This window comes from Sphingobium sp. Cam5-1, assembly GCF_015693305.1.
In the GTDB taxonomy this organism is placed as follows: domain Bacteria; phylum Pseudomonadota; class Alphaproteobacteria; order Sphingomonadales; family Sphingomonadaceae; genus Sphingobium.
Genome location: NZ_CP065138.1, coordinates 1970631 through 1995068 on the forward strand (window position 1 = coordinate 1970631; position 24438 = coordinate 1995068).

General features: G+C 64.1%; 24 protein-coding genes. 4 read left to right on the top strand and 20 right to left on the bottom strand.

What is annotated here, in order from left to right; translation table 11 throughout:
* Window positions 1–7: 7 nt before the first annotated feature.
* The 12 genes from IZV00_RS09830 to IZV00_RS09885 form a co-directional block, all read right to left on the bottom strand.
* Entirely contained in the window at window positions 8–1201 is a 1194-nt protein-coding gene (locus IZV00_RS09830) for a TrbI/VirB10 family protein (RefSeq protein ID WP_196224481.1), read from the bottom strand.
* Window positions 1198–2163, bottom strand: a complete 966-nt coding sequence (gene trbG, locus IZV00_RS09835; protein ID WP_196224482.1) for a P-type conjugative transfer protein TrbG — start codon at window positions 2161–2163, stop codon at window positions 1198–1200. Before trbG ends, IZV00_RS09830 begins: the two co-directional genes overlap by 4 nt.
* The gene (trbF, locus tag IZV00_RS09840) at window positions 2160–2990 is read right to left on the bottom strand and encodes a conjugal transfer protein TrbF (RefSeq protein ID WP_196224483.1); all 831 of its coding nucleotides are present in this window, start codon (window positions 2988–2990) and stop codon (window positions 2160–2162) included. Before trbF ends, trbG begins: the two co-directional genes overlap by 4 nt.
* Before the next feature lie 5 nt (window positions 2991–2995).
* A complete protein-coding gene (trbL, locus tag IZV00_RS09845; RefSeq protein WP_196224484.1) occupies window positions 2996–4300 on the bottom strand; it encodes a P-type conjugative transfer protein TrbL in 1305 nt (434 codons plus the stop codon).
* 128 nt (window positions 4301–4428) lie between these two features.
* Window positions 4429–5184 (bottom strand): P-type conjugative transfer protein TrbJ, encoded by a 756-nt coding sequence (trbJ, locus tag IZV00_RS09850; RefSeq protein ID WP_443020041.1) that lies wholly within the window; start codon window positions 5182–5184, stop codon window positions 4429–4431.
* Window positions 5181–7658 carry a conjugal transfer protein TrbE gene (gene trbE, locus IZV00_RS09855; protein WP_196224486.1) on the bottom strand — a complete coding sequence of 826 codons (2478 nt, stop codon included), beginning with the start codon at window positions 7656–7658 and terminating at the stop codon, window positions 5181–5183. Before trbE ends, trbJ begins: the two co-directional genes overlap by 4 nt.
* A complete protein-coding gene (locus IZV00_RS09860) occupies window positions 7652–7912 on the bottom strand; it encodes a VirB3 family type IV secretion system protein (RefSeq protein WP_058736506.1) in 261 nt (86 codons plus the stop codon). The genes trbE and IZV00_RS09860 overlap by 7 nt, the downstream gene beginning before the upstream one ends.
* Window positions 7909–8244 (bottom strand): TrbC/VirB2 family protein, encoded by a 336-nt coding sequence (locus IZV00_RS09865; protein WP_196224487.1) that lies wholly within the window; start codon window positions 8242–8244, stop codon window positions 7909–7911. Before IZV00_RS09865 ends, IZV00_RS09860 begins: the two co-directional genes overlap by 4 nt.
* Before the next feature lies 1 nt (window position 8245).
* Window positions 8246–9238: a P-type conjugative transfer ATPase TrbB gene (gene trbB / locus IZV00_RS09870; RefSeq protein WP_196224488.1), complete on the bottom strand. Its 993-nt coding sequence runs from the start codon at window positions 9236–9238 to the stop codon at window positions 8246–8248.
* Complete coding sequence (locus tag IZV00_RS09875; protein WP_196224489.1) at window positions 9238–9642, bottom strand: CopG family transcriptional regulator; 405 nt, start codon at window positions 9640–9642, stop codon at window positions 9238–9240. The genes trbB and IZV00_RS09875 overlap by 1 nt, the downstream gene beginning before the upstream one ends.
* A gap of 7 nt (window positions 9643–9649) precedes the next feature.
* Entirely contained in the window at window positions 9650–11674 is a 2025-nt protein-coding gene (locus IZV00_RS09880) for a conjugal transfer protein TraG (protein ID WP_196224490.1), read from the bottom strand.
* A 161-nt stretch (window positions 11675–11835) separates the two neighbouring features.
* On the bottom strand, window positions 11836–12741 hold the full coding sequence (locus tag IZV00_RS09885; RefSeq protein WP_196224491.1) for a HEPN domain-containing protein: 906 nt from the start codon (window positions 12739–12741) through the stop codon (window positions 11836–11838).
* A 219-nt stretch (window positions 12742–12960) separates the two neighbouring features.
* On the opposite strand from IZV00_RS09885, the gene IZV00_RS09890 reads away from it, so the two are divergent.
* The gene (locus tag IZV00_RS09890; protein ID WP_196224492.1) at window positions 12961–14157 is read left to right on the top strand and encodes a Fic family protein; all 1197 of its coding nucleotides are present in this window, start codon (window positions 12961–12963) and stop codon (window positions 14155–14157) included.
* Window positions 14158–14205: 48 nt separating this feature from the next.
* Complete coding sequence (locus IZV00_RS09895) at window positions 14206–14838, top strand: DUF6988 family protein (protein WP_196224493.1); 633 nt, start codon at window positions 14206–14208, stop codon at window positions 14836–14838.
* Window positions 14839–14850: 12 nt separating this feature from the next.
* Here the strand turns inward: IZV00_RS09895 and IZV00_RS09900 are convergent, their stop codons facing one another.
* The 3 genes from IZV00_RS09900 to IZV00_RS09910 all read right to left on the bottom strand — a co-directional run bounded on the left by IZV00_RS09900 (window position 14851) and on the right by IZV00_RS09910 (window position 17553).
* Window positions 14851–15528: a hypothetical protein gene (locus IZV00_RS09900; protein WP_230463171.1), complete on the bottom strand. Its 678-nt coding sequence runs from the start codon at window positions 15526–15528 to the stop codon at window positions 14851–14853.
* Window positions 15529–15656: 128 nt separating this feature from the next.
* Window positions 15657–16508 carry a YozE family protein gene (locus IZV00_RS09905; RefSeq protein ID WP_196224495.1) on the bottom strand — a complete coding sequence of 284 codons (852 nt, stop codon included), beginning with the start codon at window positions 16506–16508 and terminating at the stop codon, window positions 15657–15659.
* Window positions 16509–16572: 64 nt separating this feature from the next.
* Complete coding sequence (locus IZV00_RS09910) at window positions 16573–17553, bottom strand: restriction endonuclease (protein WP_196224496.1); 981 nt, start codon at window positions 17551–17553, stop codon at window positions 16573–16575.
* Between the two features lie 151 nt (window positions 17554–17704).
* Here IZV00_RS09910 and IZV00_RS09915 point away from each other — a divergent pair, with 151 nt between their 5' ends.
* Both IZV00_RS09915 and IZV00_RS09920 read left to right on the top strand, forming a co-directional pair.
* Complete coding sequence (locus IZV00_RS09915; RefSeq protein WP_196224497.1) at window positions 17705–18331, top strand: hypothetical protein; 627 nt, start codon at window positions 17705–17707, stop codon at window positions 18329–18331.
* Window positions 18332–18388: 57 nt separating this feature from the next.
* On the top strand, window positions 18389–19156 hold the full coding sequence (locus IZV00_RS09920; protein ID WP_196224498.1) for a UPF0489 family protein: 768 nt from the start codon (window positions 18389–18391) through the stop codon (window positions 19154–19156).
* Here IZV00_RS09920 and IZV00_RS09925 read toward each other — a convergent pair.
* The 5 genes from IZV00_RS09925 to IZV00_RS09945 all read right to left on the bottom strand — a co-directional run bounded on the left by IZV00_RS09925 (window position 19145) and on the right by IZV00_RS09945 (window position 24427).
* Window positions 19145–20236 (bottom strand): hypothetical protein, encoded by a 1092-nt coding sequence (locus IZV00_RS09925; RefSeq protein ID WP_196224499.1) that lies wholly within the window; start codon window positions 20234–20236, stop codon window positions 19145–19147. The two genes, IZV00_RS09920 and IZV00_RS09925, sit on opposite strands and share 12 nt — an antisense overlap.
* A gap of 254 nt (window positions 20237–20490) precedes the next feature.
* Window positions 20491–20943: a hypothetical protein gene (locus tag IZV00_RS09930; protein WP_196224500.1), complete on the bottom strand. Its 453-nt coding sequence runs from the start codon at window positions 20941–20943 to the stop codon at window positions 20491–20493.
* A gap of 13 nt (window positions 20944–20956) precedes the next feature.
* Entirely contained in the window at window positions 20957–21550 is a 594-nt protein-coding gene (locus IZV00_RS09935; protein ID WP_196224501.1) for a hypothetical protein, read from the bottom strand.
* A 172-nt stretch (window positions 21551–21722) separates the two neighbouring features.
* Window positions 21723–23711 carry a relaxase/mobilization nuclease RlxS gene (rlxS, locus tag IZV00_RS09940; protein WP_196224502.1) on the bottom strand — a complete coding sequence of 663 codons (1989 nt, stop codon included), beginning with the start codon at window positions 23709–23711 and terminating at the stop codon, window positions 21723–21725.
* A gap of 344 nt (window positions 23712–24055) precedes the next feature.
* Window positions 24056–24427, bottom strand: coding sequence for a hypothetical protein (locus tag IZV00_RS09945; RefSeq protein WP_196224503.1), 372 nt, complete (start codon window positions 24425–24427; stop codon window positions 24056–24058).
* Window positions 24428–24438: the final 11 nt, after the last annotated feature.

Consider the following 24438-nt stretch of genomic DNA (forward strand, 5'->3'; position numbering starts at 1 on the left):
CCTTCTCCTATTCGCGCCACGGCGCGAGAATGAGATCGCGATGGACGATCAGCCGTACCGGGGCACCGGGCCGGATCGTGATCGTCGGCTGGATCTGAAGATTGCGGGACGTGATCTGGTCGCCGGCACGGGACACGTTCTGCTGCGTCGACTCCCGGATCGCCTGGACGAGGTCGCTTTCGCCGGTGAATGTCAGGTTCGCACCCACGCCGAGCAGGGTCGAGATCGCCACGCCCTTGAGCAGGGCCCAGGTGTGAAAATCGACTTTGTCCGACAGGCCCGCATAGCCCGAGGGATCGGTGGCGGGCACGTTATCTATGCGCAACGATGAACCATCGGGCATGACGATCCGCTGCCAGACGATCAGCGCGCGGCTCTGCCCGAACGCCACGACCGAATCATAGCTGCCGATCAGTCGCGCGCCTTGCGGAATGAGCAGGATCCGCCCAGTTGCGCTATCATAGGTGTTCTCGGTGATCTGCGCGGTGACCAGCCCTGGCAGATCGGAGCGCAGGCCGGTGATCAGGCTCGCGGAAATCACACTGCCCGCCGACAGGGTGTAGGGCGATGGCGCCGGCATCAGGACATGGGGATTGACGTCGCCGCGCGGATCGAGGTTCCCGACGAAGGCTTCCTTGCGTCCCTGCGCGTTGGGATCGTTCGCCGGATCGAGCGCTAGTTTCGGCGAACTCGGCTGGGGACTTTCTGGGGCCGATACGCTTGCAGCCGGTATTTCGGCAGCGGACACCTGCCGGCTCTGCACCAGCACACCGGATTCGCGCGCGGCCTTCAATTCGGCGAGCTGGCGCTCACGCTCGGCTGCTTCGGCCTGTTGGCGTTGCTGGTCGCTCGGGTTGATCCCGGTCGCAAGTTGTTGCTGGCGATCAAGGATCGGCTTGCCGAGGTCGCCCGGAAGCGGCGGCCCGAGCCTGGGCACGTCGCCATAGCTTGCCGGCAAGCCGTTCAACGTGTCGCTGGCAGGACGCAGATCGGGCTGGGAGAGTTCCTCCTGCCCCGCGACACGGTGAAACAGACGTGGCTTCAGTGCCAGCCATGTCACCGTCATTAGGCTGACCGATCCCAGCGCCGCGATGGCGATGATGACGCCGCGCTTGAACCGGATCGCTCGCGGCGGGCGCGAACGGAGCGCCAGGCTCTCTGGATCGAGCTTGGCGGGCTGTGCCGTCGTCCCCTCGGTCATGACGGCCTCCGCCGGCTGATCGCCTCACCGGTCCGGCTGATCCGCACCACGTCCTGATGCTTGAGCCCGAGGCGCAGCTCTGCCGCATCGAAGATCCGGTCGACGACGTAGTAGCGGCCCTGCACGCGGTAGTTGACCAGCTCGGCATTGCCCTTGGCATCGACCAGGAACAGTGGCGGGGCCTCGCTTTCGCCGAGACTGGCCGGGAACTCGATGAACGTCTGTCGCCCGTCATCGAACGCGCGTAGCGGCCGCCAGACGGGCTTGTCGCCGGTGATAACATAGCCGAAGTGCAGCTGCTCGACGGCAAGTCCCGATGCCACCGGCTGCGCCGCGCGCGCCGCTTCGGCGGCGGCCTTCAGCGCGATCAGCGCGTCCTGCGGATAGGTCCAGGAAAGCGCCGACATGGCCGTGCGCGCGGTGCTGGTCAGTGCCAGATGATAGGCCCGCCGATCGGTGGTGATGATGATGTTGGTGGCGAGCCCGGCAGTGAATGGCTTCACCAGCACATGCGTGCGCCTGGTCTCACCCGAACCGCTAGTGGTATCGCCGATGACCCAGCGCACGGTGTCACCCGCCGCCACGGCCACCAGCGTCTCGCCGGGCTGAAGCGCGAGGTCGGTGACCTGCCCGGGCGCGGTCAGCACATGGTAGATCACGCCTTCGCTGTAGGGATAGACCTGCACTGCATTGAGATAGCCGCCGGTCGCCGGTTCGAGCGTCGCGGCGCGATTGGCGGCCCGGACGCGCAGTTCGGCTGGCGATGGCGGCATATGGCGGCGGTGCGGGACCGGCATGGCAGCCTTCGGTGGTGACGATACGACAGGTGCGCCAGGCGGAATCGCGACCGCAACCGACGGCACCGCTGTATTCGCAGGCAATGCCGGAATCGTCGGCGCGTTCTGGGCGAGAGCGGGAGCCGCGAAGGCAAGTGCCGTCGCCGCGAGAAGGGCGGTTTTCATGGCTGGGTTTCCTGACTTGTAGCTGCGCCGAGGTTGGGATCGAGCGGCGATCCAGCGGGGATGCTTGCCGGCGGCGGCAGTGCTGAGCGCGCTGGCGCAATGGCCGATTGCGTTGACGATGTGTTGGTGGGTTCGAGCTCGCGGCTCCAGTCGATCGCATCGACATAGATGCCGAGTGGGTTCTTCCTCAGCGTATCGGCGCTGGTCGGTGCCACCATCTGGGTGGTCAGGATCGCGGTCCAATGCGAGGTGCCTGCTTGGGCGCCACGCTCGTAGGCGGTCTCGACCCATTTGATCTGAAACGACTTGTCCGAGGCGCGTACCACACTGGTGACTTGCACCGAGACGGTGCGCTCGCCGATATGACCGAACGGATCGGCGGCGCGGGCGTAATCGCCGAGAAATATGCTCCCGCGCTTGGTCGTGAAATCATAGGCTGAAAGCCAGTCCTGGCGCATGAGCACCGGATCGAGCGAGACCGACCGCACATGCTCAATGAACCGGGAGAGGAACCAGGCAACTTGGCTGTCGGTCGGTTGATAATCCTTGTCGGCGGGCTGGACGGCGCGGGCCTCGCCAAGCTTGTCGACCTCGACCACATAGGGAACGACGCGGCTTTGCAGCGACTGCCAGAGCAGGCCGCCCGAAAGCGCGGTGGCGAGACCGAGGCAGCCGAAGGCCATCAACCGCCAGTTTCGTGCCTGGACGCGGGCCGAGCCAATCCGCTCGTCCCAGAGCTGACCGGCGCGCTGATAGGGCGTCTCGGGCTCGGGTGTCTGTCCGTATCGCTGGACGGCGCGCCTGAAAAATGTCGAATTCGAGATCATGAGGATCAGTCCTCCCTTTCCTTGATGTCGGGGGTTGCGCCATGACCGCCACGGTCGCCGGATTGCACGGCATGCATGGCGGTCTGGCGGTGATGGCGGGCGCTCTGCTGCGCTTTCATCGCCCGCGCCCATCCGGGCATCGACGATGCGCTATCCGTCGTTTCCGAGGCGGCGGATGCCGTGCGGCCGGTCATCGCGTTGAATGCGGCCTGGCGGCCTGACTCTGCGGCCTCGCCAAGCCCCAGCGCGGCGGACATCCGCGACCGCGCGGCACCCGCCGCGGCGCTCGCCATCCCGCCGATACCGGCGCCGACGCTGGAGGAGCCGGCGCCCTCCTGCCCGAGCGCGTAGGCGGTCGAGGCCGCCGAGCCCATCGCGGTGCCTGCACGCATCGCGCCAAGGCCGGCGGCGGCAAGGCCGCGGGCAGCACCGACCGCCCCTGCGCCGCCAAGATACATGATGCCGCCCGCGCCAAGCGCGGTGCCGAGCGCTGCGCCCGCCCCCAGCTGCGGCGCGCCCGCGACAAGACCCGAGGCGATGCCTGGACCGAAAATGCCGAGACCGAAGAGAGCAAGGCTCGCCAGCACCAGGCTCATGGCTTGGCCGATGTCGGGTTCCTGGCCCTGGAGCGCGGTGGTGAACTGGGTGAAATAGTTCGAGCCGATGCCGACGATGACAGCGAGCACCATGACCTTGATGCCGGAGGAAACGACATTGCCGAGCACGCGCTCGGCGAGGAAACTGGTGCGGTTCCACAGCGCGAAGGGCACAAGGATGAAGCCGGCGAGGCTCGTCAGCTTGAACTCGAGGATCGTGACGAACATCTGCACGGCGAGGATGAAGAAGGCGAGGATCACGATCACCCAAGCGACCAGCAGCACAACGATCGTCAGGAAGTTGTCGAAGAAAGTCGTGAAGCCGAGATACTGGTTGACCTGTTGGAGCAGCGGCCAGGCAGCGGAGAAGCCGGTCCCGGCAAGACGGCCGGGCTTCAGCAGATCAGCAGCGGTGATCGTCCCACCGCCTGCGGTCAGCCCGGCCTGCGCGAACGAGCGGAAGATGATGTCGCTGAGCGTTGAGAAGCTGTTGATGATGAACGCGAAGGCGCCGATGTAGAGGATCTTGCGGATCAGGCGGCCGAGCACATTGTCCTCGCCGCCCAGCGCCCAGAACAATCCAGCCAGCGTGATGTCGATCGCAATCAGCGTGCGCGTCAAAAAGCTGATGTCGCCGCCCAGGAGGCCGAACCCGCTGTCGATGTAGCGGATGAAGGCAGCCATGAATTGATCGATGACGTTGAGGTCGCCCATGCGCTTCGCGTCCTGATGCTTGGTTCAAAGGATGCCGCGAGGCCCGGTCTCGCAGGAGCGGGAGCCGGACCCCGCGGCGACGGCGGCGACAGAGGCGCGGGGATCGCCGCCGCCCTGGCCGGCAGGGCCTACTGGGGCGTGTAGGCGCTGCCGGAGCCGAGGAATTTCGCCGAAGCGCTCTGGGCATCGGTGCGCGACTGGGCCTGGTTCGCGCGTTCGATCGCCTCGGCGCGGTATTGTGCCGCCATGAGAGTCTGGATCTGGAACTGCTGCTTTGCGACCAGCGCCAGGAGCTGGTTGGTCGCCTGGCTGGCCTGCAGCGCGCCTTCGGCGCTCTGGCTCCGCGCGATGATGCCCGTCAGCGCCGCCTGGTCGGCGGCGATATTCTCGACGACCTGCGCCTGGACGGTCATGGTCTGCTCGAAAGCCCCGCGCGCGGTGTCCATCCGCGCCCGGGCGCTTTGCATCTGCTGGCTGGTGGTCAGGCTTTGCGCGAAGCTGTCGGGGTAGAGCGAGCGGAACTGCTGGTCGAGGCTTGCAACCTTGAACTGGATGCCCTGCGCTTGTCCCATCAACTGGTCGATCTGCTGCATCGTCTGCTTGAGCGCCTGCAATTCGGGAAAGCTGATCGTCGTCAGGTTCTTCGCCTGGTTGATGAGGCTCTGCGCCTGGTTCTGCAGCATGCGAATCTGGTTGTTGATCTGCTCGAGCGTGCGCGCGGCTGTGAGGATATTCTGGCTGTAGTTCGAGGGATCAAACACGATGATCGCCTGGGCAGGCTCGCTCGTCGCCAGCGTCGCGAGGACGAGCGAGCCGGTAATGGCGCAACCGAGCGCGCCGGCGATGAGGGGCTTCTTGAAGAGCGGCATTGTGGTCATGATCATTCTCCGGGGGCTGGAGGTTGGGGAGCGGTGGATCGGGCGGCGCCGGGAAACTCGCCGATGAGGTCGGCGGCCCAGGCGAGGTCGGCGGAGCGCAGGAAGCGGGCCGCGAAGCCCTCTGCGCCGTGCTCGGCGAGAAGGCCGTCAATTCGCTTCTGGCTGTCGGGATCGGACGCACCGCAGAGCGCCAGCGCGATCGGTCCCAGGCCGAGTTCGAACAGGCGATTGCCGCGCGCCGACTGCAAATAGTAATGCCGCTTAGGCGTCGCCCGGCTGACCAGTTCGATCTGCCGGTCGTTGAGGCCGAACCGCTCATAGGCAGCGCGCGACTGCGGTTCGATCGCCCGATCGTTCGGTAGCAATATCCGCTGCGGGCAGCTTTCAATGATGGACGGCGCAATGCTGCTGTCGGCGATATCGGCGAGGCTCTGCGTTGCGAAGAGCACTGCGACATTCTTCTTGCGCAGCGTCTTCAGCCATTCGCGGATGCGGGCGGTGAAGAGCGGATGGTCGAGAAAGATCCAGGCCTCGTCGAGGATCAGCAAGGTCGGACGGCCGTCGAAGCGTTCCTCGAGCCGGTGGAAGAGATAGGTCAGCACCGGGGCGACAACCCCGGATTGGCCCATCAGCGCTTCGGTCTCGAAGCACTGGACATCGGCCAGAGCGAGGTTCTGCTCGGCCGCATCGAGCAGGCGGCCATAGGGACCATCGAGCGTGTAGGCCGTCAGCGCGGTGCGAAGCGCATTCGACTGGAGCAGCATGACAAGTCCGGTGAGCGTGCGCTCCTGTGGCGGTGCCGATGCGAGGCTGTTCAGCGCCGACCAGACGGCGTCCTTGACCTCGGGCGTAACCACGACCTTTTCATGCGCCAGCAGCGCCGCAATCCATTCCGCCGCCCAGCTGCGTTCACCGGCATCGTCGATCCGGCGCAGCGGCTGGAACGCCAGGGCATCCTTGCCATCCGGGCCGCCGTCCGCGTCGAGCCCGAGGGCATGATGCGCGCCACCCATCGCAAGTACCGCCGCGCGCGCCGAGAAGCCCTTGTCGAACACATAGACTTGGGATTGCGGATAGCGCCGGAACTGCAGCGCGATCAGGGCGAGCAGGACCGACTTGCCGGCACCGGTCGGCCCGACGACCAGCATGTGCCCGACATCGCCGACATGGGTCGACAGGCGAAACGGCGTCGATCCGCTGGTCTGGGCATGGAGCAGCGGTGGCGCGCCGAGGTGGCGGTTCTCCGCCGGCCCGGCCCAGACCGAGGACAGCGGCATGAGATGGGCGAGGTTCAGCGTATGGACCAGCGGCTGGCGGACGTTGGCATAGGCCTGGCCGGGCAGCGAGGACAGCCAGGCCTCGACCGCGTTGAGGCTCTCGCGCACGCAGGTGAAGCCGAGGCCGTTGACGATCCGCTCGACTGCGCGGACCTTGTCTTCCACCCGCGCCCGGTCCGTATCGGCGACAGTGATCGTGGTGGTGAGGTAGCCGAAGGCGACATGATCGCCGCCGAGCGCCTGCAGCGCAAGATCGGCATCGACCACCTTGTTGTCCGCGTCGGTATCGAGGAGCTGGACCGGCTGGTTGTACATCACCTCGCGCAGCAGCGCGGTGATCGACTTGCGCTTGTTGAACCATTGTCGCCGGATCCTGGTCAGCGCCTTGGTCGCATCCTGCTTGTCGAGCGAAATGAAGCGGGTGACCCAGCGGTAGCCGAAATCCTGATGATTAAGCGCGTCGAGGATGCCGGGTCGGCTCAGATTCGGAAAGCCCAGCACGGTCAGGGTGCGCAGGTGGGTCTGCCCAAGCCTGGGCTCGAGGCCGCCGACAAGCGGCGTGTCGGCGAGCAGCGCATCAAGATAGATCGGCGTTTCGGGCACCGCGACCCTGTGGCGGCGATCGGATATCGCGCCGTGGAGATAGGTCAGCGTTTCGGCATCACTCAGCGCATGCACTTCGGGCATGAAACCGGAAAGGAGGTCGAGGATGCGGTCGGTTTCGGCGATGAAACCGGCAAGGCTGGCACGCCAGTCACGGCCCTGCGCGTCATCGGGCCGCTCGACCAGGCTTCGTCCGGCAGCGTCGCTGCTGTCGGCGGGTGGCAGCCAGGTCAGCGTGCCGTGATAGATGCTCTCGAAATGCTGGCCCTCGGCTTCGAACCCGGCACGCCGTTCCTGGTCGACCAGCCAGGATGCGGCGTCAGGAAATGTGCTGTCTGGATAGCCCTGGCTCCCGCGGCGCTCGGCCTCGAAGAACAGTGCCCAGCCCGTACCGAGGCGCTTCAGCACATTGTTGGCGCGCGCGCAGGCCGAGACGAGTTCGGCTTCGGTCGCGCTTTCGAGGTCTGGACCGCAAAAGGCAAAGGTGCGCTGGAAGCTGCCATCCTTGTTGATGACGACGCCGGGTGCGACCAGCGCGGCCCAGGGCAGATGATCGGCGAGGCGGTCGGCCCGCGACCGGTATTCGGCGAGGTTCAACATGCCAGATATCCCTTCTGGCGCAGATGGCGGAGCAGCACGGGCGCGAAATCAGGATCGCGGCGCGCGGCAAACACTGCGACGCTGTGACCGACCGCCCAGAGGGCGATGCCGACCAGCCATTGCTGGAGGCCGAGACCGACTGCGGCCGCGATCGTGCCGTTGACGATCGCGATCGCGCGCGGCGCGCCGCCGAGCAGGATCGGCGAGCCCAGACTGGCGTGGATCGGCGCCTCGAAGCCTTCAATGTGGCTCATGCGACGAGCGCCCCGCCGCCGAAGCTGAAGAAGGACAGGAAGAAGCTCGAGGCGGCGAAGGCGATCGACAGGCCGAAGATGATCTGGATCAGCCGGCGGAACCCGCCCGCCGTCTCGCCGAAGGCCAGCGTGAGGCCGGTCACGATGATGATGATCACCGCGACGATCTTGGCGACGGGTCCCTGCACGGATTCCAGCACCTGCTGGAGCGGCTGTTCCCAGGGCATGCCGGACCCGCTGGCATGGGCCGTCCGGGTCAGGGTGAGCGAAAGGCCGAGCATCAGCCCGGTCAGGAAAAGGCAGTCACGATTGGGAATGGGAAAGGTGCGCATGTCAGTCTCCTGTGTGGTCAGGGGTTGGGGAGAGATCGACGACGGCGTAGCCGCCATCGGGGTCGAGGCCCGCGACGCAGGCGATCGTCTCGATGCGCCGCGCGGTGCCGCGGCCGGCGATGAAGACGATCAGGTTGATCGCCTCGGCGACCAGGCGGCGCGGCACGGTGACGACGGCTTCCTGGATGAGCTGTTCGATCCGGTAGAGCGCGGAAGACGCGCTGTTGGCGTGGACGGTCGCGATCCCGCCGGGATGGCCGGTGTTCCAGGCCTTCAGCATGTCGAGCGCTTCGCCGCCGCGAACCTCACCGACGATGATGCGGTCGGGCCGCAGGCGCAGTGTCGAGCGCACCAGGTCGCCCATGGTGACGGCGTCTGCCCGTGTCCTCAGCGCCACCGTATCGTGGGCGGGCGACTGCAGTTCGCGCGTGTCCTCGATCAGGATGATCCGCTCGTCGAGATGCGCCATCTCGGCGAGCAGCGCATTGGCGAGCGTGGTCTTGCCCGAGCTGGTGCCGCCGGCGATCAGGATGTTCCGGCGATCGACAACTGCCAGCGAAAGCATACGGGCAGCCTCGGCCGACATGATGCCGTCAGCCACATAGTCCATCAGGGTATAGACCCGCGCCGCAGGCTTCCTGATCGAGAAGCAGGGCGCGGTCGAGACCGGCGGGAGAATACCTTCGAAGCGCTCGCCTGCGCCTTGCCCATGCGGCGGCAGCTCGGCCGAGACGATGGGACGTTCGCCATGGACCTCGGCACGGGCATACGATGCCACCAGCCGGATGATCCGCTCGACCTGGGAGCCGTCGAACTTCACGTCGGTATCGACCCGGCCTTCACCGAGGATGTCGACGCGGAGCGCGCCGTCGGGATTGACCATGATTTCGATGACGCGGGGATCGGAGAGCGCGGCCGCGATCGCCGGCCCCATCGCGGTGCGCAGCATGGCGCGGCGACGGTCGGCAGACACAGTATCGGATGGGGCCGACATTACGACTTGCCTCCCTTCGCTTCGGGCGGCGCCAGCGTGCGTGTACCCGCCGCGATCTGGCGGCCGACCTGGGCGACGAAGGATTCGAAACGGTCACGCCCGATCGCGCGGCCTGCGGCGTCGGCCTCGGGCAGCGGTGCCGTGACCATCAGCTGGTAGCGGACGAACAGCGACAGGCTTTCCAGCAGGACATCGATGTCGCGCCGCGCGCCGTCGAGCTCGCGCGACAGCCGGTCGAGACGGACCTTCAGAAGATCGTCAATTTCCTTGGAACCCCGGCGCGCCAGCCAGTCCCGGAGCGCGTCGTTGACCAGGTGGCTCTTGTTGCCGCGATTGCCGGCGGCGAGCGCTTCAAGCGCGTCGCCGATCTCGCGATCCAGATAGAGGTTCTGGCGGATCTTCATCGCCGCCTCACAGCCCGGGCACGAGGTCGCGGTGGGCGCCCTCGTTGATCGCAAAGCCGCGGGCGACGGCGCTCAGACCCTGCGCCTGATCCATGGCGCGCTTGTCGGCCGCGACATCATCATCGTCAGGCACAAGTTGCGGATCGCGCGTTTCGGCGGCGTCGATGACTTTGGCTGGTTGTTCGGGAAGGCCGGGATGGCGCTGCTGCTGCATACCGCCATCGTCTTCGCCACCCGCGGCATCGTCGGCCTGATGCAGCCGAGCATCGATGCCGCGCACCCGGTCGGACCAGTCATTGCCGCGCGGCTTCGGGCAATCGGCATAGCGCCCTTGTGCCAGCTTCGGCGCGGGCGCCACGCGCGCAGTGAAATTGCGATCGCGGAAATAACGCAGCTTGCGTGCGCGGATCGGCGCAAGTCCGGAGACGAGCACGATCTCCTCGTCGGGCGAAAGCTGCATCACTTCGCCCGGCGTCAGCAGCTGGCGCGCGGTCTCTTGGCGGCTGACCATGACATGGGCGAGCCAGGGCGCGAGTCGGTGCCCGGCATAGTTGCGCATGGCGCGTTGCTCGGTCGCGGTGCCGAGTGCATCGGAAATACGCTTGGCTGTGCGTTCGTCGTTGGTCGCGAAGGCGACGCGGACATGGCAGTTGTCGAGGATGGCGTTGTGCTCGCCATAGGCCTTCTCGATCTGGTTGAGGCTCTGGGCGATCAGGAAAGCGCGGATGCCGTAGCCGGCCATGAACGCGAGGCTGGTCTCGAAGAAGTCGAGGCGGCCGAGCGCCGGAAACTCGTCGAGCATCATCAGCAGTTGATGACGGCGCGCGGAAGTGCCGGGCTGATCCAGCCGCTCGGTCAGGCGGCGGCCGATTTGGTTGAGCACGAGCCGAACCAGCGGCTTGGTGCGGCTGATGTCCGATGGCGGAATGACGAGGTAAAGCGATAGAGGCTGGGCGGCCTCAATCAGGTCGGCGATCCGCCAGTCGCAGCGCGAGGTGACCTCGGCGACCGTCGGATCGCGATAGAGCCCGAGGAAGGACATCGCCGTCGACAGCACGCCCGAGCGCTCGTTCTCGCTTTTGTTGAGCAGTTCGCGCGCGGCGGACGCCACCACGGGGTGAACCCTGGGATTCTTGTCGTCGCCGAGATGGTTGGTGGTCATCATCCGGCGGAGCGTGGCGACGAAGCTGCGCTGCGGATCGGAGAGGAAGGTCGCAACCCGCGCGAGCGTCTTTTCTTCCTCGGCATAGAGAATGTGGAGGATCGCGCCGACCAGCAGCGAATGGCTGGTCTTCTCCCAATGGTTACGGCGTTCGAGCGCGCCCTCGGGATCGACGAGGATGTCCGCGATGTTCTGGACGTCGCGCACTTCGTTAACGCCGCGCCGGACTTCCAGCAGCGGATTGTAGTGCGCCGAGGCGGCATCGGTGGGATTGAACAGCAGGCAGTGCGAGAAGCGCGCGCGCCACCCGGCGGTCAGCGTCCAGTTCTCGCCCTTGATATCGTGGATGACCGCCGAGCCGGTCCAGGAGAGCAAGGTGGGCACGACGAGGCCCACGCCCTTGCCCGAGCGGGTCGGCGCGAATGCCATGACATGCTCGGGGCCGTCATGGCGCAGATAGCGGCCGCGCAGCGTGCCGAGCATGATGCCGGCGTCGCGATGCAGTCCAGCGCGCACGATTTCGCGGCGGCTTGCCCAACGAGCCGAACCGTATGTGGTGACATTGCTCGACTGGCGCGCGCGCCACAGCGAACCGAAGATTGCCGCAGCGCAGCCGATGAAGCCGCTGGCGCCAGCGAACATGCCCGCGCGGTCGAAGATGTGCGGGGCATAGGCGTCATAGTGATACCACCAGGGGAACAGCGCCCAGGGATGATAGACCGGCACGCCGTCGAACCGGAACCAGGGCGCTCCGAGTTCGGGTTGATAGGCCAGCATGGCGGCCGCCCATTGTGTCGCCGCCCAGATGCCCAGCAGGACGATGGCGAAGACGACGATGATCTGGCCGATGAGCAGTTTGGTGGGTGTCACGTCGAGGCTCCAGCCCGCCGGAAAGGACCGGTTCGGGCGGTTTCAGACTCGGTGACAGACGCCGAAAATTGAACGGTGCTGATGGGCGCAGATGGGCTCGTGTCGGCCTGTTCCGGTTGGATGCCGGCACGGAAGGCTATCCGAAAGCAGGTGCCTAGCGATTAGAGGCCAGCGTCGGCTTTCAGTGTTTCGAGGCGTTCGGGCGAGACGATCTCGACGATGTCACGCAGGGCACGGACCGATTGCGACAGGGCGTCGAGATCGTCATTGCCGATCTCATAGCTCGCCGAGTAGCGGGCCTCGACGTAGGCGCGTTTGAGCAATTCGAACCGGCGACGGTCGAGTCTGGTGGCGCGCGGCCAAGCCTCGATCAGACGCGGTTCGCTGTCTTCGGCAAGCGAACGCAGGAACTTGATGTTGTGCGAGCGAGGAAAATAGAGGGTGCGGACAAGCAGGAAGCAGATGTAGGCGCGTTCCGTCGCTTGGTGGAGGTTGAAAGCTGCGTCCTTTCGCTTCCCGCTTGAGATGCAGAAGTCGGCTATCTCTATCGCGTCGTTGGTCTTCTCAACCCAATCTTCGAAATAGGCCGACGCCATTTCATAGGCGTCCGCGGCTGTCAGCGGTTTGGGTGTCGCAAGCGCGTTGCCCGGCAACTCGTAGAGCACGATCCCGTCGCGGGCGATGTCGGTCCAGAAATACTCGCCCCGGCTCAGCGCCTGATTCACCTCGTCCAGCGTATGGACGATGATGTTCACCGGCCGCGCGATCGCGCTGTCGTGCAGGATCTTGTCCTCCGCGACATACCAGTAATCGGCGACGTCGGTTAGATCCGCGTGGCTGACGATGACCAGCAGGTCGAAATCCGACTGGTAGCCGTTCTCCGGCTCATCCACCCAGTCGCTCCGGGCATAACTGCCGAACAGGATGATCTTGAGGATTTTGCCGTTCTTCTTCCACGGCTGGTTCGCGCGCGCGATCGCATCGGCAAATTCGCCCATGAGCGTTTGCTTCACGCGGTCCAGTTCACTTTGCTGGACTGGGGGTAGATGGTCGATGTCACTCCGCATGAAGGGGATTCTCGCGGCAGACCATGACGTTGGCAAGCCTTGACCACATTGACCGGTGCGCCGATGATCGCGCGTCACGCACGAACGCTATCCCGCGTGTGTTCCAGATGATCGCGCACCTTGCCGTCTCCCTTATTTAAGTCCGCTTATCTTAGCTCATTTGCTAATTAAGTGAAGTGGTTATTGCTTAAATAAGGCGCGACATGCATATTGGTGCGCATGGCTGATCCAGAACCGAATCCGCGGCTGGGCCGCTTCGTGGAGACTCCCGTCGCCGGGGAGATGGTCCGGGCATTCGTGCCGCCGCCGCTCCCACCTCAACCGCCGATCGACGTGCTGACGCTGCTCGACCGGCTCAGCCTCGCGGAGCGTGCCCTTGGCCGCCTCGACGGCATCACCATGCTGCTGCCGCGTCAGGAACTCTTCCTCTACATGTATGTGAGGAAGGAAGCGGTGCTTTCATCCCAGATCGAGGGCACGCAATCGACGCTCTCCGACCTGCTCCGATTCGAAACCGAGGCGCAGGCCGGGCAGCCGATCGACGACATTCGCGAGGTATCGAACTACGTCGATGCCATGATGTACGGCCTCGAACGGTTGGAAGACATGCCGCTCTCGCTTCGCCTCATTCGCGAGATGCACGAGCGACTGCTGCAAAGCGGCCGAGGTGGCACCAAGAGTCCCGGCGAGTTTCGCCGGTCGCAGAACTGGATCGGTGGCACCCGCCCGGGCAACGCGCTGTTCGTCCCGCCTCCAACCACGGAACTCGATGGCTGCCTCGACTCCCTCGAGCGGTTCATGCACGAGGAGGAGTCTCGGCTGCCAGCACTCATCAAGGCAGGTCTGCTTCACGTCCAGTTCGAGACGATCCACCCCTTCCTCGACGGCAACGGCCGCATCGGCAGGTTGTTGGTGACGCTGTACCTGTGCGTCAACGGCGTACTGCGCAAGCCGCTGCTCTATCTCAGCTTGTATCTGAAGACTCACCGGAACGACTATTATCGGCTGCTGCAGGAGGTCCGCGAACGGGGAGCTTGGGAGGCTTGGCTCGACTTCTTCCTCGCCGGCGTAGCTGACACCGCCAACCAAGCCTTCGACGCCGCCACCCGCATCGTCGATCTGTTCAAGGAGGATCGCGAACGCATCACGGCCGAAAGCGACCGTGCCGGATCAGCGTTGCGCGTCCACGACCTCTTCCAGCAAAACCCGTTTCTTACTGCGAACCAATTGGTCGGACGGACTGGGCTGTCGGCGCCGACGGTCAATGCGGCGCTCTCAGACCTCGAACGGCTTGGGGTGGTCGAGGAGATCACCGGTAGGCGACGAGGCCGCGTGTTTGGCTATCGTCGATACCTGGCCATCCTCAGCGAAGGGACGGAGCCATTGTCATCGCCAAGGGCAGAGGCAACGGCCTAGTTAGGAAGCCGAAGCCGGTGTGGGCGCTATAGCGCAGGGGATTGGACGATGCAGGTCAAGGCGCATTCTGACGAGGTCAAGGCTGCGCTCGAAAGCGCATGTGGGCAGATCACGTGGATCCGTGAAAACCTCGTCGGCATCGAGTTGAAGGGCGACCACCGTCATCGCATTCCAGCACAGCTCTTCGATCTGGCGATCGAGCACGGATCGGGCATCCACAATCTGATTGGGGCAAACATCTGCGCGAGCGCCTTCGCGTTGGTGCGCAGCGAATTCGAATGCTTCGTACGCGGCGCCTGGCTGCACCATTGCGCCAGTGACGCCGAGATCGAGACCTTCAGCGCCAAGGATCGGATCGACCCAACATTTGGAGAGCTGATCGACGCGGTCGAGCAGAAGCCGGGCTTTGACAGCAAATTTCTGTCGAACGTGAAGGACAGTGCCATGAAGGCGATGCACGGCTATACACATGGCGGCATTCACCAAGTCTCGCGCCGGCTGGATGGCGACTATATCGAACCCTGTTTCGAGGATGGCGCCTTGCTTGAGGTCATCCAGTTCTCGGCAACGATGGCGCTGATCGCCTTCGGCCAGACCGCCGCACTCGCCGACCGTGAAGACCTGATCGTGGCGGCCGACGCACTGATGACGGGCGAACCCGCCGATACCCCAGCAGCTTGAGCGGCGCCATTCCTAAGGCTTGCGCACGCTGATGCGATCACCGAGGGATTTGATGCTCTGATAGAGCTCGGGCTTGGGCTTGAGCCGGATCATCTCACGGGCCGGGCCGAGGACGCAGAAATAGACCAGCGCCTCGCCGAACGACATATGCAGGCCCAGATAGCCATGTGCCGGATTGTGGCCGGTCTGATAGCGAAACTGGTTGCCGAGATCGACATTGGGGCGCTTGGCCACCTGAAGATCATCGAACCACTGGTTGGCATTTTGCCGAATCTGGTCCGCTGCGGGAGTGCCAGCCTGCGCCCAATGGACCAGCCGCCGCAGCGACGAGGACGCCGGCGTGCCGGTCACGCGATAATACATCGCATAGAGCATCTTGGTGCCGAACAGCTCCAGATGCGTCTTCGCGATCTTCGGGATCGAGACCGTGCGCTCTTCGGCATCCGGCGCGATATAGCGGGTATAGGGCGCCGGTGGCCGCGACCGATCTTGGTAGGGCAGCGCGTCGGGGGCGTTGTTGACGATGCCGTCGATCAGCTTCTGATACTCTTCCTCGTCGAGCGTCTCGTAACTTTGATCGATGCTGCGCACATAGAAGGCCGTGACCTGCTCGCTCAGCGCCACGGCGCGGTTGCATTCCGCACAGGCGGGAAACTCGAACTGGTCAGGCCCGTGCTTGCCGCGAAACACGATCCGTGCCGGCGCATGGTCCCGCTCGACGGCCGGGCGGCGGCCTCCGCAAAAACAGCAACGAGGATGCTGTAGGAGAAATTCTGCGGTGCTGAGCTTCCGATTGCGCGCGCCCATGAGCCCCCCTGTCAAAGGCCGGTTGCGGGTTTGGCGACACGGCGTGTCTTGGTGCCGCGCCATTCCGTCAGGGCCTCCTCAAGCGCGTCGATCGCCGCGTCGCTCGCCCAGCAGGACCGCATATAGGATCGCAGCTTTGGGCCGCTGCTGGTATCCACCGGGAAAGTGCGGTCCTGCGCCGCATCGCGGGCGAGATCACCGACGGGGTCGTTCCGCTTGACTTGTTTATGCAGCCAGTGCGCGAAGGTGCCCGACTTCGGTTCCGGCATCGGATCGGGGTCCAGGGCCAGTTCGGCGTTCGGATTGTTCTGTTCCCGGCGAAGGCCGACCTTGCGATGAACGGCCGCAGCGATGAGCGCGCCGTTGGCGACATAGGAAGCAAGGCCATTTTCCTTGCCCCACTTTTCGGCTCGATGCTTCGCGCCATAGGAACCGCATTTGTAGGTCTTGATCTTCTTGACGCTGTCGATCCACCGGATGGCCGTCGCGACCTGCGCCAGGCTATCATCCGAAAAGAGCCGAGCCCGGCTCTCATGCTCGGATTTCGCGCCTTCGAACGGATCCTTGTCGAAGCCGGTGTAGCGAAAACCATTCAGGCTCAGATCGGGATGCTGACGCAGGGCGGTGAGAACGGCCTGCTGTGCTTCTCGGTAGAGCGCACCATCGGGCACGTAGAGATCGGGATGATCGGAATCGCCCATCGCGCTGCGCGCCGCATCCTCGACATGGGATTGAATGTCCTTCTCCCCGCGCTCCATCATGCCGACATATTGCGGCGTGACCTTCAGATGGGTGGCAAGCTGCGATTGCGTCCATCGTTTGCGGACGCGCATCGCTCTGAGTTCGTCTCCGATCATCGCCATCGGCAGTCTCCTTTGAGGTCGATGTATATCAACTGAGTTATATTTTCAATTACTAGATGAAAACTCAGTTTTCTTGACGAATGAAGTCCGGGACGGTGACGGGGTGCTGGTGAAGGATGTGGTGAACCACGCCCTCGGCCAGCCCGCGTTCAAGCGCAGCGCCGAAATGCGCGATGCTGCGGGTGATCTCGGGTGATCGAAGCAATGTCCGCCAGTTGGTCGGCTCGTCCGCACGCTTCTCCCACGCCAGCAAGCCAACAAGCGCCCGGTGCGCGAATTCGATGCCTTCCGCGCCCACGGTGAAGCTCTGGCGGATATGGGTGGGCGAGTGCTCTTCTGAGGATTGAAGATCCCATGTCGCCAAGAGCTGGGTGGTTTCCGGATGGAGATTGGTCCGCACCGCGCCACCTCCAACCGTGAAATGCACGCCCGTCACCCGCATCTGCCATGTCTCCTCGAAACCACCGTCGGTGGGGCGAGTCTCGATCAATTGCTCCTTGGCGATGTCGAGATGGATGCCGGCTCCTTCCGCCAGCTTGAACGCGACATCGCCAGCGAGGATGCCGAGGAGATTCTGCCGCATTGCCTCGCCATGGCTGATGTTGAAATTCTTGCGAGCAAGCGTGACGTGGCGAATGTCCACCAGGGTCCACAGGGAATAATGCTTCCAGGCAAGGAGCAGTGGCAGGCCCATCTGATCTGCGTAGCGCATGAGGCGGGCATGATAGTCCGGTTTGAACGACAGCGTCCGATCGTTGCAGACCTTGACCTCGATCAGGAAAGGCCCGCCAGCTTCGAACATCGCCAGAATATCGGGCACCTGGAAATCGGACTTGGACTGGGCCGGAATCTGGTGCTGGTCGAGCTTGTGCAGCAGTCGCGTGCGTCCAAGCCAGGCACAGATAACGGCAAATTCGTCCTCGGCCGGGAGCCCATGATTGAGTCTGCGCACGCGCTTGGCGACTTCCCCGGCATCGGCGTCGAAGCCGAGATCGGCGAGCACATCCTGTATCAGGCGCTCAATATCGGGCGGCGTATCGGTCATCTCGCGCTTGCGTCCGTTGTGGCATCCCTACCGATGCCAAGGCTTATCCTTGCCCGGCCGTCACTCCAGATGTCAGCGATGCTATGACGATTCGCAAGCCGGCGATAATCATTCACTTCAACACGAGACACACGATCTGGGAGGATTTTGCATGGACGCGACCAAGGATGCGCTGCCGCGCGTCTTCCAAGCCAATCTAGCGCGACTGTTCGAGCGGGTCATCCTCCCCGCGCTGGATAGCCTGCCGCATCATCCCGTGCTGGAGACTGGGGTGGCCGCGACCCTTGATCAGTTTCTCGACCGTGCCGCGGCGCAGGTCGACAACTACATGGGCAACGAAGCCGCCAAGGCGTTCACCTTGTCCTTGGCCGGTGTCTTCGAGCGGCAGATGAGCATCTGGGCATGCGCGATTCACGACCTGGGCCAGACAGATATGAGCCGACTGCGCGGGTTCGAGGCGCTATTGGCAGGGTGCGCGCGAGAGGCGGGGGTCGATTTGGCAATCGATCGGCTGGGCGAGGATCTGACCCAGATGTTCGTCGTCGCCAATGTCGTGCGCCACGGTGAGGGGCCATCCTGTGACAGGCTGCGCGCGCTGGCGCCCGAGTTGTGGGACGACGCGGCCACGGATTATCTCGACCTGCTGCCGGGCACGTCCGTTGCGAGCGAACATCTTCGCCTTCGGAAGGCTGACCTCGTGCGCTATATCCGTGCGACCACCCGGTTCTGGGGGCTCGCCGACCCGCACCCGCTGGCCGTTACCAATCCGCCATATTGAGCGAACGACCGTTGGCGTCTGCTTGCGCCGTTCCGACCGACCCGGCAAACCTACGCGATGCGCTTCCTCGATATCGACCTTGATGCCTTCCTCAGTTCCGTCGCCTTCTATCGCAACGGTGGCGGGCGCCTCGATCCCGAGGCTTATCAGCCATGGACGGAAGCGCGGCTGCGCGATTTCTTGGAGCGCCAGTGCGGCCTGTCTAGGGACCAGCCGATTCCGGGCTGGTTCGTGGACGATCATGACGGCGCCTTCGACGTCATGCGCGCGCTGGTGGGTGATGCGCGCCGACCGCTCGAGGTCGTCCATGTCGATGCGCACGCTGATCTCGGGATGGGCGACGCATCCTGGGTGCACCTCATCAAGCATGTGGCCTTGCCCCTTGCTGAGCGACGTGATCCGAAGCGCGGCGACCATGCCCTTAGTCTGGGCAGTTGGCTCGCCTATGCGCTCGCCGCGGACTTCATCTCGGGACTGACCTACGTCCATCCGGCCCGGCGCGGAAAGGATCTGACAGCGATTCACTTCCGCAATGGGGACGTTGAATCGGGCTATATCGAGATGAAGGCATATACGCGCCCGGACCTGCCAGCGGACGGCGCCTCGCCAGACTATTGGCGCCTCGTCAAGCTGGCGCCGGACTTAGCCCTGTCGCCCGTTCCATTTGCGATGGCGACACTGGACGACTTCGCCGCGACCGCATCGTTCGATGTTGGCTTATTGTGCCATTCGCCGTCCTACACGCCGGCGACGGCGGATGCGCTCATCCCCATCGTCGGCGAGTATATAGACTTTCAGGCCGGGCCTTTGCGATTAAGCCAGTAGCTCAAGCTGTTCATCGCCTGGCCATTCGGGGTCAAAGAATTGCTGGTCGTCGCCATGTTCAACGGAAATGCCGTTGAACCCGCTGGCAGCGGCGCGGAAACAGTCACAGATGTCATCGGCGAGTCCGCGTCGATCCATGCCGAGCGTGACCGTGACGCTGTAGACGGCGGAGGCCTTTGAATCACACCAGATTGTTGAGACACGCAACCGCACGTCATCAGTCATGGCGTCCACGACGGCCTTCGTCGTCTGGAATTCGCGTGCGACCGAATAGCGACTCTGGAGGAGAATCCCTCTATACTCCAGTTCATCATAAGGGACTTTGGGACCAGCATCGCGCCATTCGATCCCCTCTTGATGTGCGAGCGCGGCCGCCAAATCGTCGTCCATCTGTTCATAGTCGACCGGCGGTGTCTGCGGCTGTCCCCATTGCGACGCCCGGCTCAGAATCTCTGCCCGCAGTTCCGAACTTTCCGCGATCTGGATCATCGTCATGTCCTTCTCGACCATCAAGATGTCGGCATCGACCAGAGCGCGAAGGGCGACATCGAATTTCGGATCGTGCGCGAGTTTCGGCAGTATCGATGCAGGCGTTCCCTCAAAGGTCAGCCCTAGCCGCTTGGGATCAAGCTTTGGCGTGAAGCCTGAACCGCCTTCGACATTCAGCAGCATTCCCGAAACGATCGCAAGGCGCAGGCGCTGCCCCGGACCCGACCCAGGCCGCAGCAACGATGCGTTCGCCCGAAGAACAATCTCAAGACTGACCGCATAGGGGAGGACGTCGCGCACCCACAGGTCGGAAGGTGTCAGAGATCCCTTGGCCTTCTGGTCGAGAAAGGCCGAAACCGGACGATGGCAAGGCTGCGGCAGCGCCTTAATCAGATTCCCCCAATAATCATACGGGGTGGCCGCGCCCTGCCGCTGGCCGATCCGGGCGTTGAGGTCGTGCCAACTGCGATAGCCGCCCGCCAAAGCGACAGCATTCTGGCATTCGGACAGCGGAAAAATCATCGCGCTCGCCTGCAGGAGGCGCTTGAGTTGCTTGGCGCATTTCTTGGCGCCATCAAGAGTAGAATACATCGTCGCATCCTTCATTCCGGCCTTGAAGATGCGCTGCTCATCTCTCTGGCGGCCGAATAAAGTTGCGGTCACATCAGAGCAAAATTCGTTGGATCAATGATCCTTCGCCAAGGCAGCGGCCGCGCCGACGATGACGGCGCGTGCCAGAAACTACGCTGGTCCATTCAAATTGCAATACCGGAGCCGCGACGATGAGCGCTATACGTGCTGAGGATCGTCGAATAGGACCAAATCCGGCACGACCGGACCATCGATCAGGGTGCTGCCGAGCGCGCGCCGGCTTCAATCGTTCTCAGCTCGCTCCGGGCCGCATCAACGAACGCGGATTTCGCCGCGAAGTGATCGCCATCCTGCCCACTGCCTTCGATGCCGTTGGCTGAAATCGCCAAATCGCAAACCCGCTTCGCACGCCGCTGTACGGCATCCGTGGAGAGAAGGGATATCTCGGCGTAGAGCGCAAGCAACGGCATGACGTTGTCGATCGACTTCGCACCGGCTCCTGCGATGAGCAGCACATTGCGGTCCGCTTCCGCGATGAACTTCGCGTAGAGCCGTTGCCGCTCCAATAGCCGCTCGCGCACGAGCCCAAGCTTCCACTCATGCGAGCGCATCCCGCGCCCTGCGACATAGCTCGCGATACCGGCGACTAGGGCGGCGCCGAGCGAGGCGATAACGGGAATGAGAATTTGCACGGACAACCCGGTCACCGCCTGATCTCCATCAGGCGCCGGCACCGGGCTGCGACAACGCTTTGTTCAGGAGCGTGACCAAATCCGTGTCCCGCTCAGCCGCACGCTTCACGATATCCATCCACCATCGCAGCATCTTGGGCTCCGCGACAAAGCGGAGGACGTCACGTTCATCTGCATCCATCTCGCGGAAACGCGTAATCAACGCGATCTCATTGCCATCGAGTTCGAAGAGCCGGGAATGATATTCCTCTTCCTCTCGATCGCGGCGCGAATCGCTGTGTTCGGGAATATTCTCGCGTTCCCATTCCCAGCGATCTTCGAGTGGCACTTGGGCGTGCTGGATGACGAGCGGCAGCCAATATACCCAGTCCGGGATATGCTGGCCCTCCCGCTCAAAACGGGCGACGCGTTTCTCGGTTGCCCGATCGAACAGGGCACCACCGCCAGGCCCGCTGTACAAATCGCTCCGCACGGCGCATTCAAAAAAGGCGTTGGCCACGTCCTTGTGTGACCATCCGAGCAAGCGGCGTTGTTCGATAAGCCATGTTTTTGCTTGTAAAGGTGTAGCCCACTTCTGGCCCGGCAACATCGCCCAACGGTTCTCTACTGCATCGTTGATCACGGATTCTATCCTTGTCAGCTGTTCACATAGTGTCAGAAGCCGATTGCGAAGTATCGCTGTCGGTGGCTGTGTCGGAAGATACGAGCTATCAGGCATCTCGTTTAGCGGCCGGAGTGTTTGAAAGTAAGGGCGGTTCTGAAAGAGAACGGACTCGCGCAAACACAGTGTCTGCTCATGAAATCCCCGGCCCGCTCCGACCGCGTCCGATCGACCAGCTGATGCCGTCGCCGCGCATTAATCCCGAGACCGATTTCCCGATCTGCTTCTCCAGCACCGGGCGCCACGGAAAGAGCGTGAAATCCCTGCTCCGTTCGATCAGCGCGAACCGCCCGCTGACGAGATCGACCTGTCGCCGGTAGACGCCCTCAACACGTGCGCCCTCATTCGCCTCCCGGAACGGCATCTTGAGCTCCTCCGAAAGCTGTTCCGCCACCCGGAGCAACTCGCGCCGCTGGAGTGCTGCGATCATGCCAGTCGAAAACGTCATCCCGCTGCCAGCTTCCTCGGCAAATCCCTGCGCCACCAGCCACTGACGCCGACGCGTCTGGGCCTCACGCAGATCATGGCCGAACCCGGCGTCCCGAACGGGCTCGGGCTTGCCCGACACTAGCTCCCGGTCGATCCAGGTCGCGGCGTCAGCATCGACCAGCCGCTCGATCGGCTGTGCCGACAGCAAGGAGATCGCGACTGGACGGTCCCGCAGGCGCGCCGCCTCATCGGCTTCCACTCGATCGAGGTGATCAGGCGCGATGATCCAGCGGCCCGAGGGCTCACGCTCGACGATGCCGCCCGTCCGTCGCATCGCTTCGAGCCGCCGGACATGGGTCTCGGCGAAGGCTTCGGTCGCGGTCGGATCGTGGCGCAGATGGGTATCCACATCGTAGCGCCCGCCGTTGGCGGCGGCGATGCTGGCAATGGTGCGATCGACCTCCCGCACCGTCGGCCTGACGGGTTCGATCCGCACGATCGCACCTTGTGGCAAACTCATGTCGGTTTCCGCCCCTCGGCCGATCGCGACATAGTGGCTGCGCCCGTCGGTGCCGTCGACGATAACGTAGTGACGATCGGCATGCTCGTCGGCGAGCCCGCGCGCCAGCACGCGGCCGACCAGCGGACGCGCATCGGGCGCGGCGGGATCGTAGATCGCTTGGTCGACCGGCGCCCGACCAACTGCGGCGCGCGACAATTTGCGCTGCATGGTGCGGATGATGTCGCCGCGTTCGCCCAGGCGCCGCAACGAGTCGGCGAGGTCGGGGGCGAGCCGGAAGCGACCGGCGCCGAGCGACTCTGCCAGGCCCAGGCGTGAAAGCTTCGCCAGCCGGCCAGCCCGCAGCGTCTGGTCGAACCCATCGCGAGCATGGCTTGCGACCACCCGCTCGGCATCCGCGCCCTTGAGCAAGGCCCGGTCGATCGAGGTCAGACGCTCCTGCTCGATTTCGGCGCGCAGCGACTGCTGAATTTCGCGGCTCGTGCGCGGACCAAGATCGAGATCGACCAGTTCTGCGGCGCGTTCGCGAATGCCGGTGGTCATATAGTCGCGGGCAAGGATCAGATCGGTACCGCGATCATCCTTCCCGCGCACGACGATATGGGTGTGCGGATGGCCGGTGTTGAAATGGTCGACCGCGACCCAGTCGAGCTTCGTGCCCAGATCCTCTTCGAGCCGGCCCATCAACCTCCGGGTGAGCGGTTTCAGATCGTCATATTGATCGCCGTCCTCCGGCGAGACGATGAAGCGGAATTGATGGCGATCACCGGCCCCGCGCTCGCCGAACGCCTTGCCGTCGAAGGCATCGGCATCGCGTCCGTAGAGCGCGCCGCGTGTCCCATCGCGCGTCGTGCCGTCGCGCTGGAGATAGCACAGATGCGCGGCGGCGGCCGACGCGCCCTTGCCGGCGAGCTTGACCACGCTCGCCTTGACGATGACACGGCGCCGGCTCGCGGCGGCAAGACCGCCTCGGCTGGCGAGCAGGCGGCCAACGCCCGCGCCGCGCCCGATCCGGCTGCCGGTGAAGCTACCGCTGGCCGGCCTGCTTCTAACCCCGCCGCCGCGCGCAAGATTGGTCGCGGCGAGCACGCGGCCGAGATAGCGCCGGGGGCGCTTGCCACCCTGGTTGCGCTGGCGCCCGAGGTGCGGCTCGAAGCTGTCGTCGTCGGCCATCTTACTGCTTCCGAAAGGCTTGGGCGGGCGAGCATGACCCGCGCCGGAACAGAAGAAAACCGGTGCCACTGAATGTGGCGGAATCCCCCCGATTTCGCGGGCGATGGCACCGGTACATCAAGGGCAGTGCCGTCAATCTGGTCAAATAACGATGTGCAGACAATGGCTTATGGAGCGGCAGTGCCATAGCTTTATCTTGCCTTACGCCGCCCTTCCGCCTGAACCGGCTCCTGCCGCCCATTTCCACCATCCTGTTGCCCGCCATGTCGCCCGAGCCGAGGCAAAAAGAAGCCGGGACGCCGATGCCGATCCGGCACCTGCGCCCCGGCGTTCCGATGCCGCGATCAATGCGTGACCGCGAATGCTTCGCGCGCCTCGCGTTCGCTTCCGAAGCCTCGCCGCCCCATCAATCCGTGCGGGTTTCCGTCGCCATCGATGATGCTGACCGCGACGAACCAGCGGCCATCCAGCCGGCCCATGATCGCCACCCGATCGAGTTCGAAGTCCTCCTCGTCCTGCGCTTGATATGCCCCGAGCCAGCGCTCCGACACCCTCGCATCCCACAGGAAATCGCTCTCTTCGGCCTCCAGAAACCGTGCGGCCAAAGCCTCGCCGGCACCCCGCCCGAACTCGATTTCCAGCCCGGCCACCAGCGTTGCCATCACGTGATCCTTCTCTTTGGCCGATGCCGCACCGATGGTCTGAAATATGGTCATGATCGCCTCCT

What these genes read in the sequence shown, in the direction of transcription:
- IZV00_RS09830 (WP_196224481.1), bottom strand. Translation starts at nt 1,201, where the DNA reads ATGACCGAGGGGACGACGGCACAGCCCGCCAAGCTCGATCCAGAGAGC.
- trbG (WP_196224482.1), bottom strand. Translation starts at nt 2,163, where the DNA reads ATGAAAACCGCCCTTCTCGCGGCGACGGCACTTGCCTTCGCGGCTCCC.
- trbF (WP_196224483.1), bottom strand. Translation starts at nt 2,990, where the DNA reads ATGATCTCGAATTCGACATTTTTCAGGCGCGCCGTCCAGCGATACGGA.
- trbL (WP_196224484.1), bottom strand. Translation starts at nt 4,300, where the DNA reads ATGGGCGACCTCAACGTCATCGATCAATTCATGGCTGCCTTCATCCGC.
- trbJ (WP_443020041.1), bottom strand. Translation starts at nt 5,184, where the DNA reads ATGATCATGACCACAATGCCGCTCTTCAAGAAGCCCCTCATCGCCGGC.
- trbE (WP_196224486.1), bottom strand. Translation starts at nt 7,658, where the DNA reads ATGTTGAACCTCGCCGAATACCGGTCGCGGGCCGACCGCCTCGCCGAT.
- IZV00_RS09860 (WP_058736506.1), bottom strand. Translation starts at nt 7,912, where the DNA reads ATGAGCCACATTGAAGGCTTCGAGGCGCCGATCCACGCCAGTCTGGGC.
- IZV00_RS09865 (WP_196224487.1), bottom strand. Translation starts at nt 8,244, where the DNA reads ATGCGCACCTTTCCCATTCCCAATCGTGACTGCCTTTTCCTGACCGGG.
- trbB (WP_196224488.1), bottom strand. Translation starts at nt 9,238, where the DNA reads ATGTCGGCCCCATCCGATACTGTGTCTGCCGACCGTCGCCGCGCCATG.
- IZV00_RS09875 (WP_196224489.1), bottom strand. Translation starts at nt 9,642, where the DNA reads ATGAAGATCCGCCAGAACCTCTATCTGGATCGCGAGATCGGCGACGCG.
- IZV00_RS09885 (WP_196224491.1), bottom strand. Translation starts at nt 12,741, where the DNA reads ATGCGGAGTGACATCGACCATCTACCCCCAGTCCAGCAAAGTGAACTG.
- IZV00_RS09890 (WP_196224492.1), top strand. Translation starts at nt 12,961, where the DNA reads ATGGCTGATCCAGAACCGAATCCGCGGCTGGGCCGCTTCGTGGAGACT.
- IZV00_RS09895 (WP_196224493.1), top strand. Translation starts at nt 14,206, where the DNA reads ATGCAGGTCAAGGCGCATTCTGACGAGGTCAAGGCTGCGCTCGAAAGC.
- IZV00_RS09905 (WP_196224495.1), bottom strand. Translation starts at nt 16,508, where the DNA reads ATGGCGATGATCGGAGACGAACTCAGAGCGATGCGCGTCCGCAAACGA.
- IZV00_RS09910 (WP_196224496.1), bottom strand. Translation starts at nt 17,553, where the DNA reads ATGACCGATACGCCGCCCGATATTGAGCGCCTGATACAGGATGTGCTC.
- IZV00_RS09915 (WP_196224497.1), top strand. Translation starts at nt 17,705, where the DNA reads ATGGACGCGACCAAGGATGCGCTGCCGCGCGTCTTCCAAGCCAATCTA.
- IZV00_RS09920 (WP_196224498.1), top strand. Translation starts at nt 18,389, where the DNA reads ATGCGCTTCCTCGATATCGACCTTGATGCCTTCCTCAGTTCCGTCGCC.
- IZV00_RS09925 (WP_196224499.1), bottom strand. Translation starts at nt 20,236, where the DNA reads ATGTATTCTACTCTTGATGGCGCCAAGAAATGCGCCAAGCAACTCAAG.
- rlxS (WP_196224502.1), bottom strand. Translation starts at nt 23,711, where the DNA reads ATGGCCGACGACGACAGCTTCGAGCCGCACCTCGGGCGCCAGCGCAAC.
- IZV00_RS09945 (WP_196224503.1), bottom strand. Translation starts at nt 24,427, where the DNA reads ATGACCATATTTCAGACCATCGGTGCGGCATCGGCCAAAGAGAAGGAT.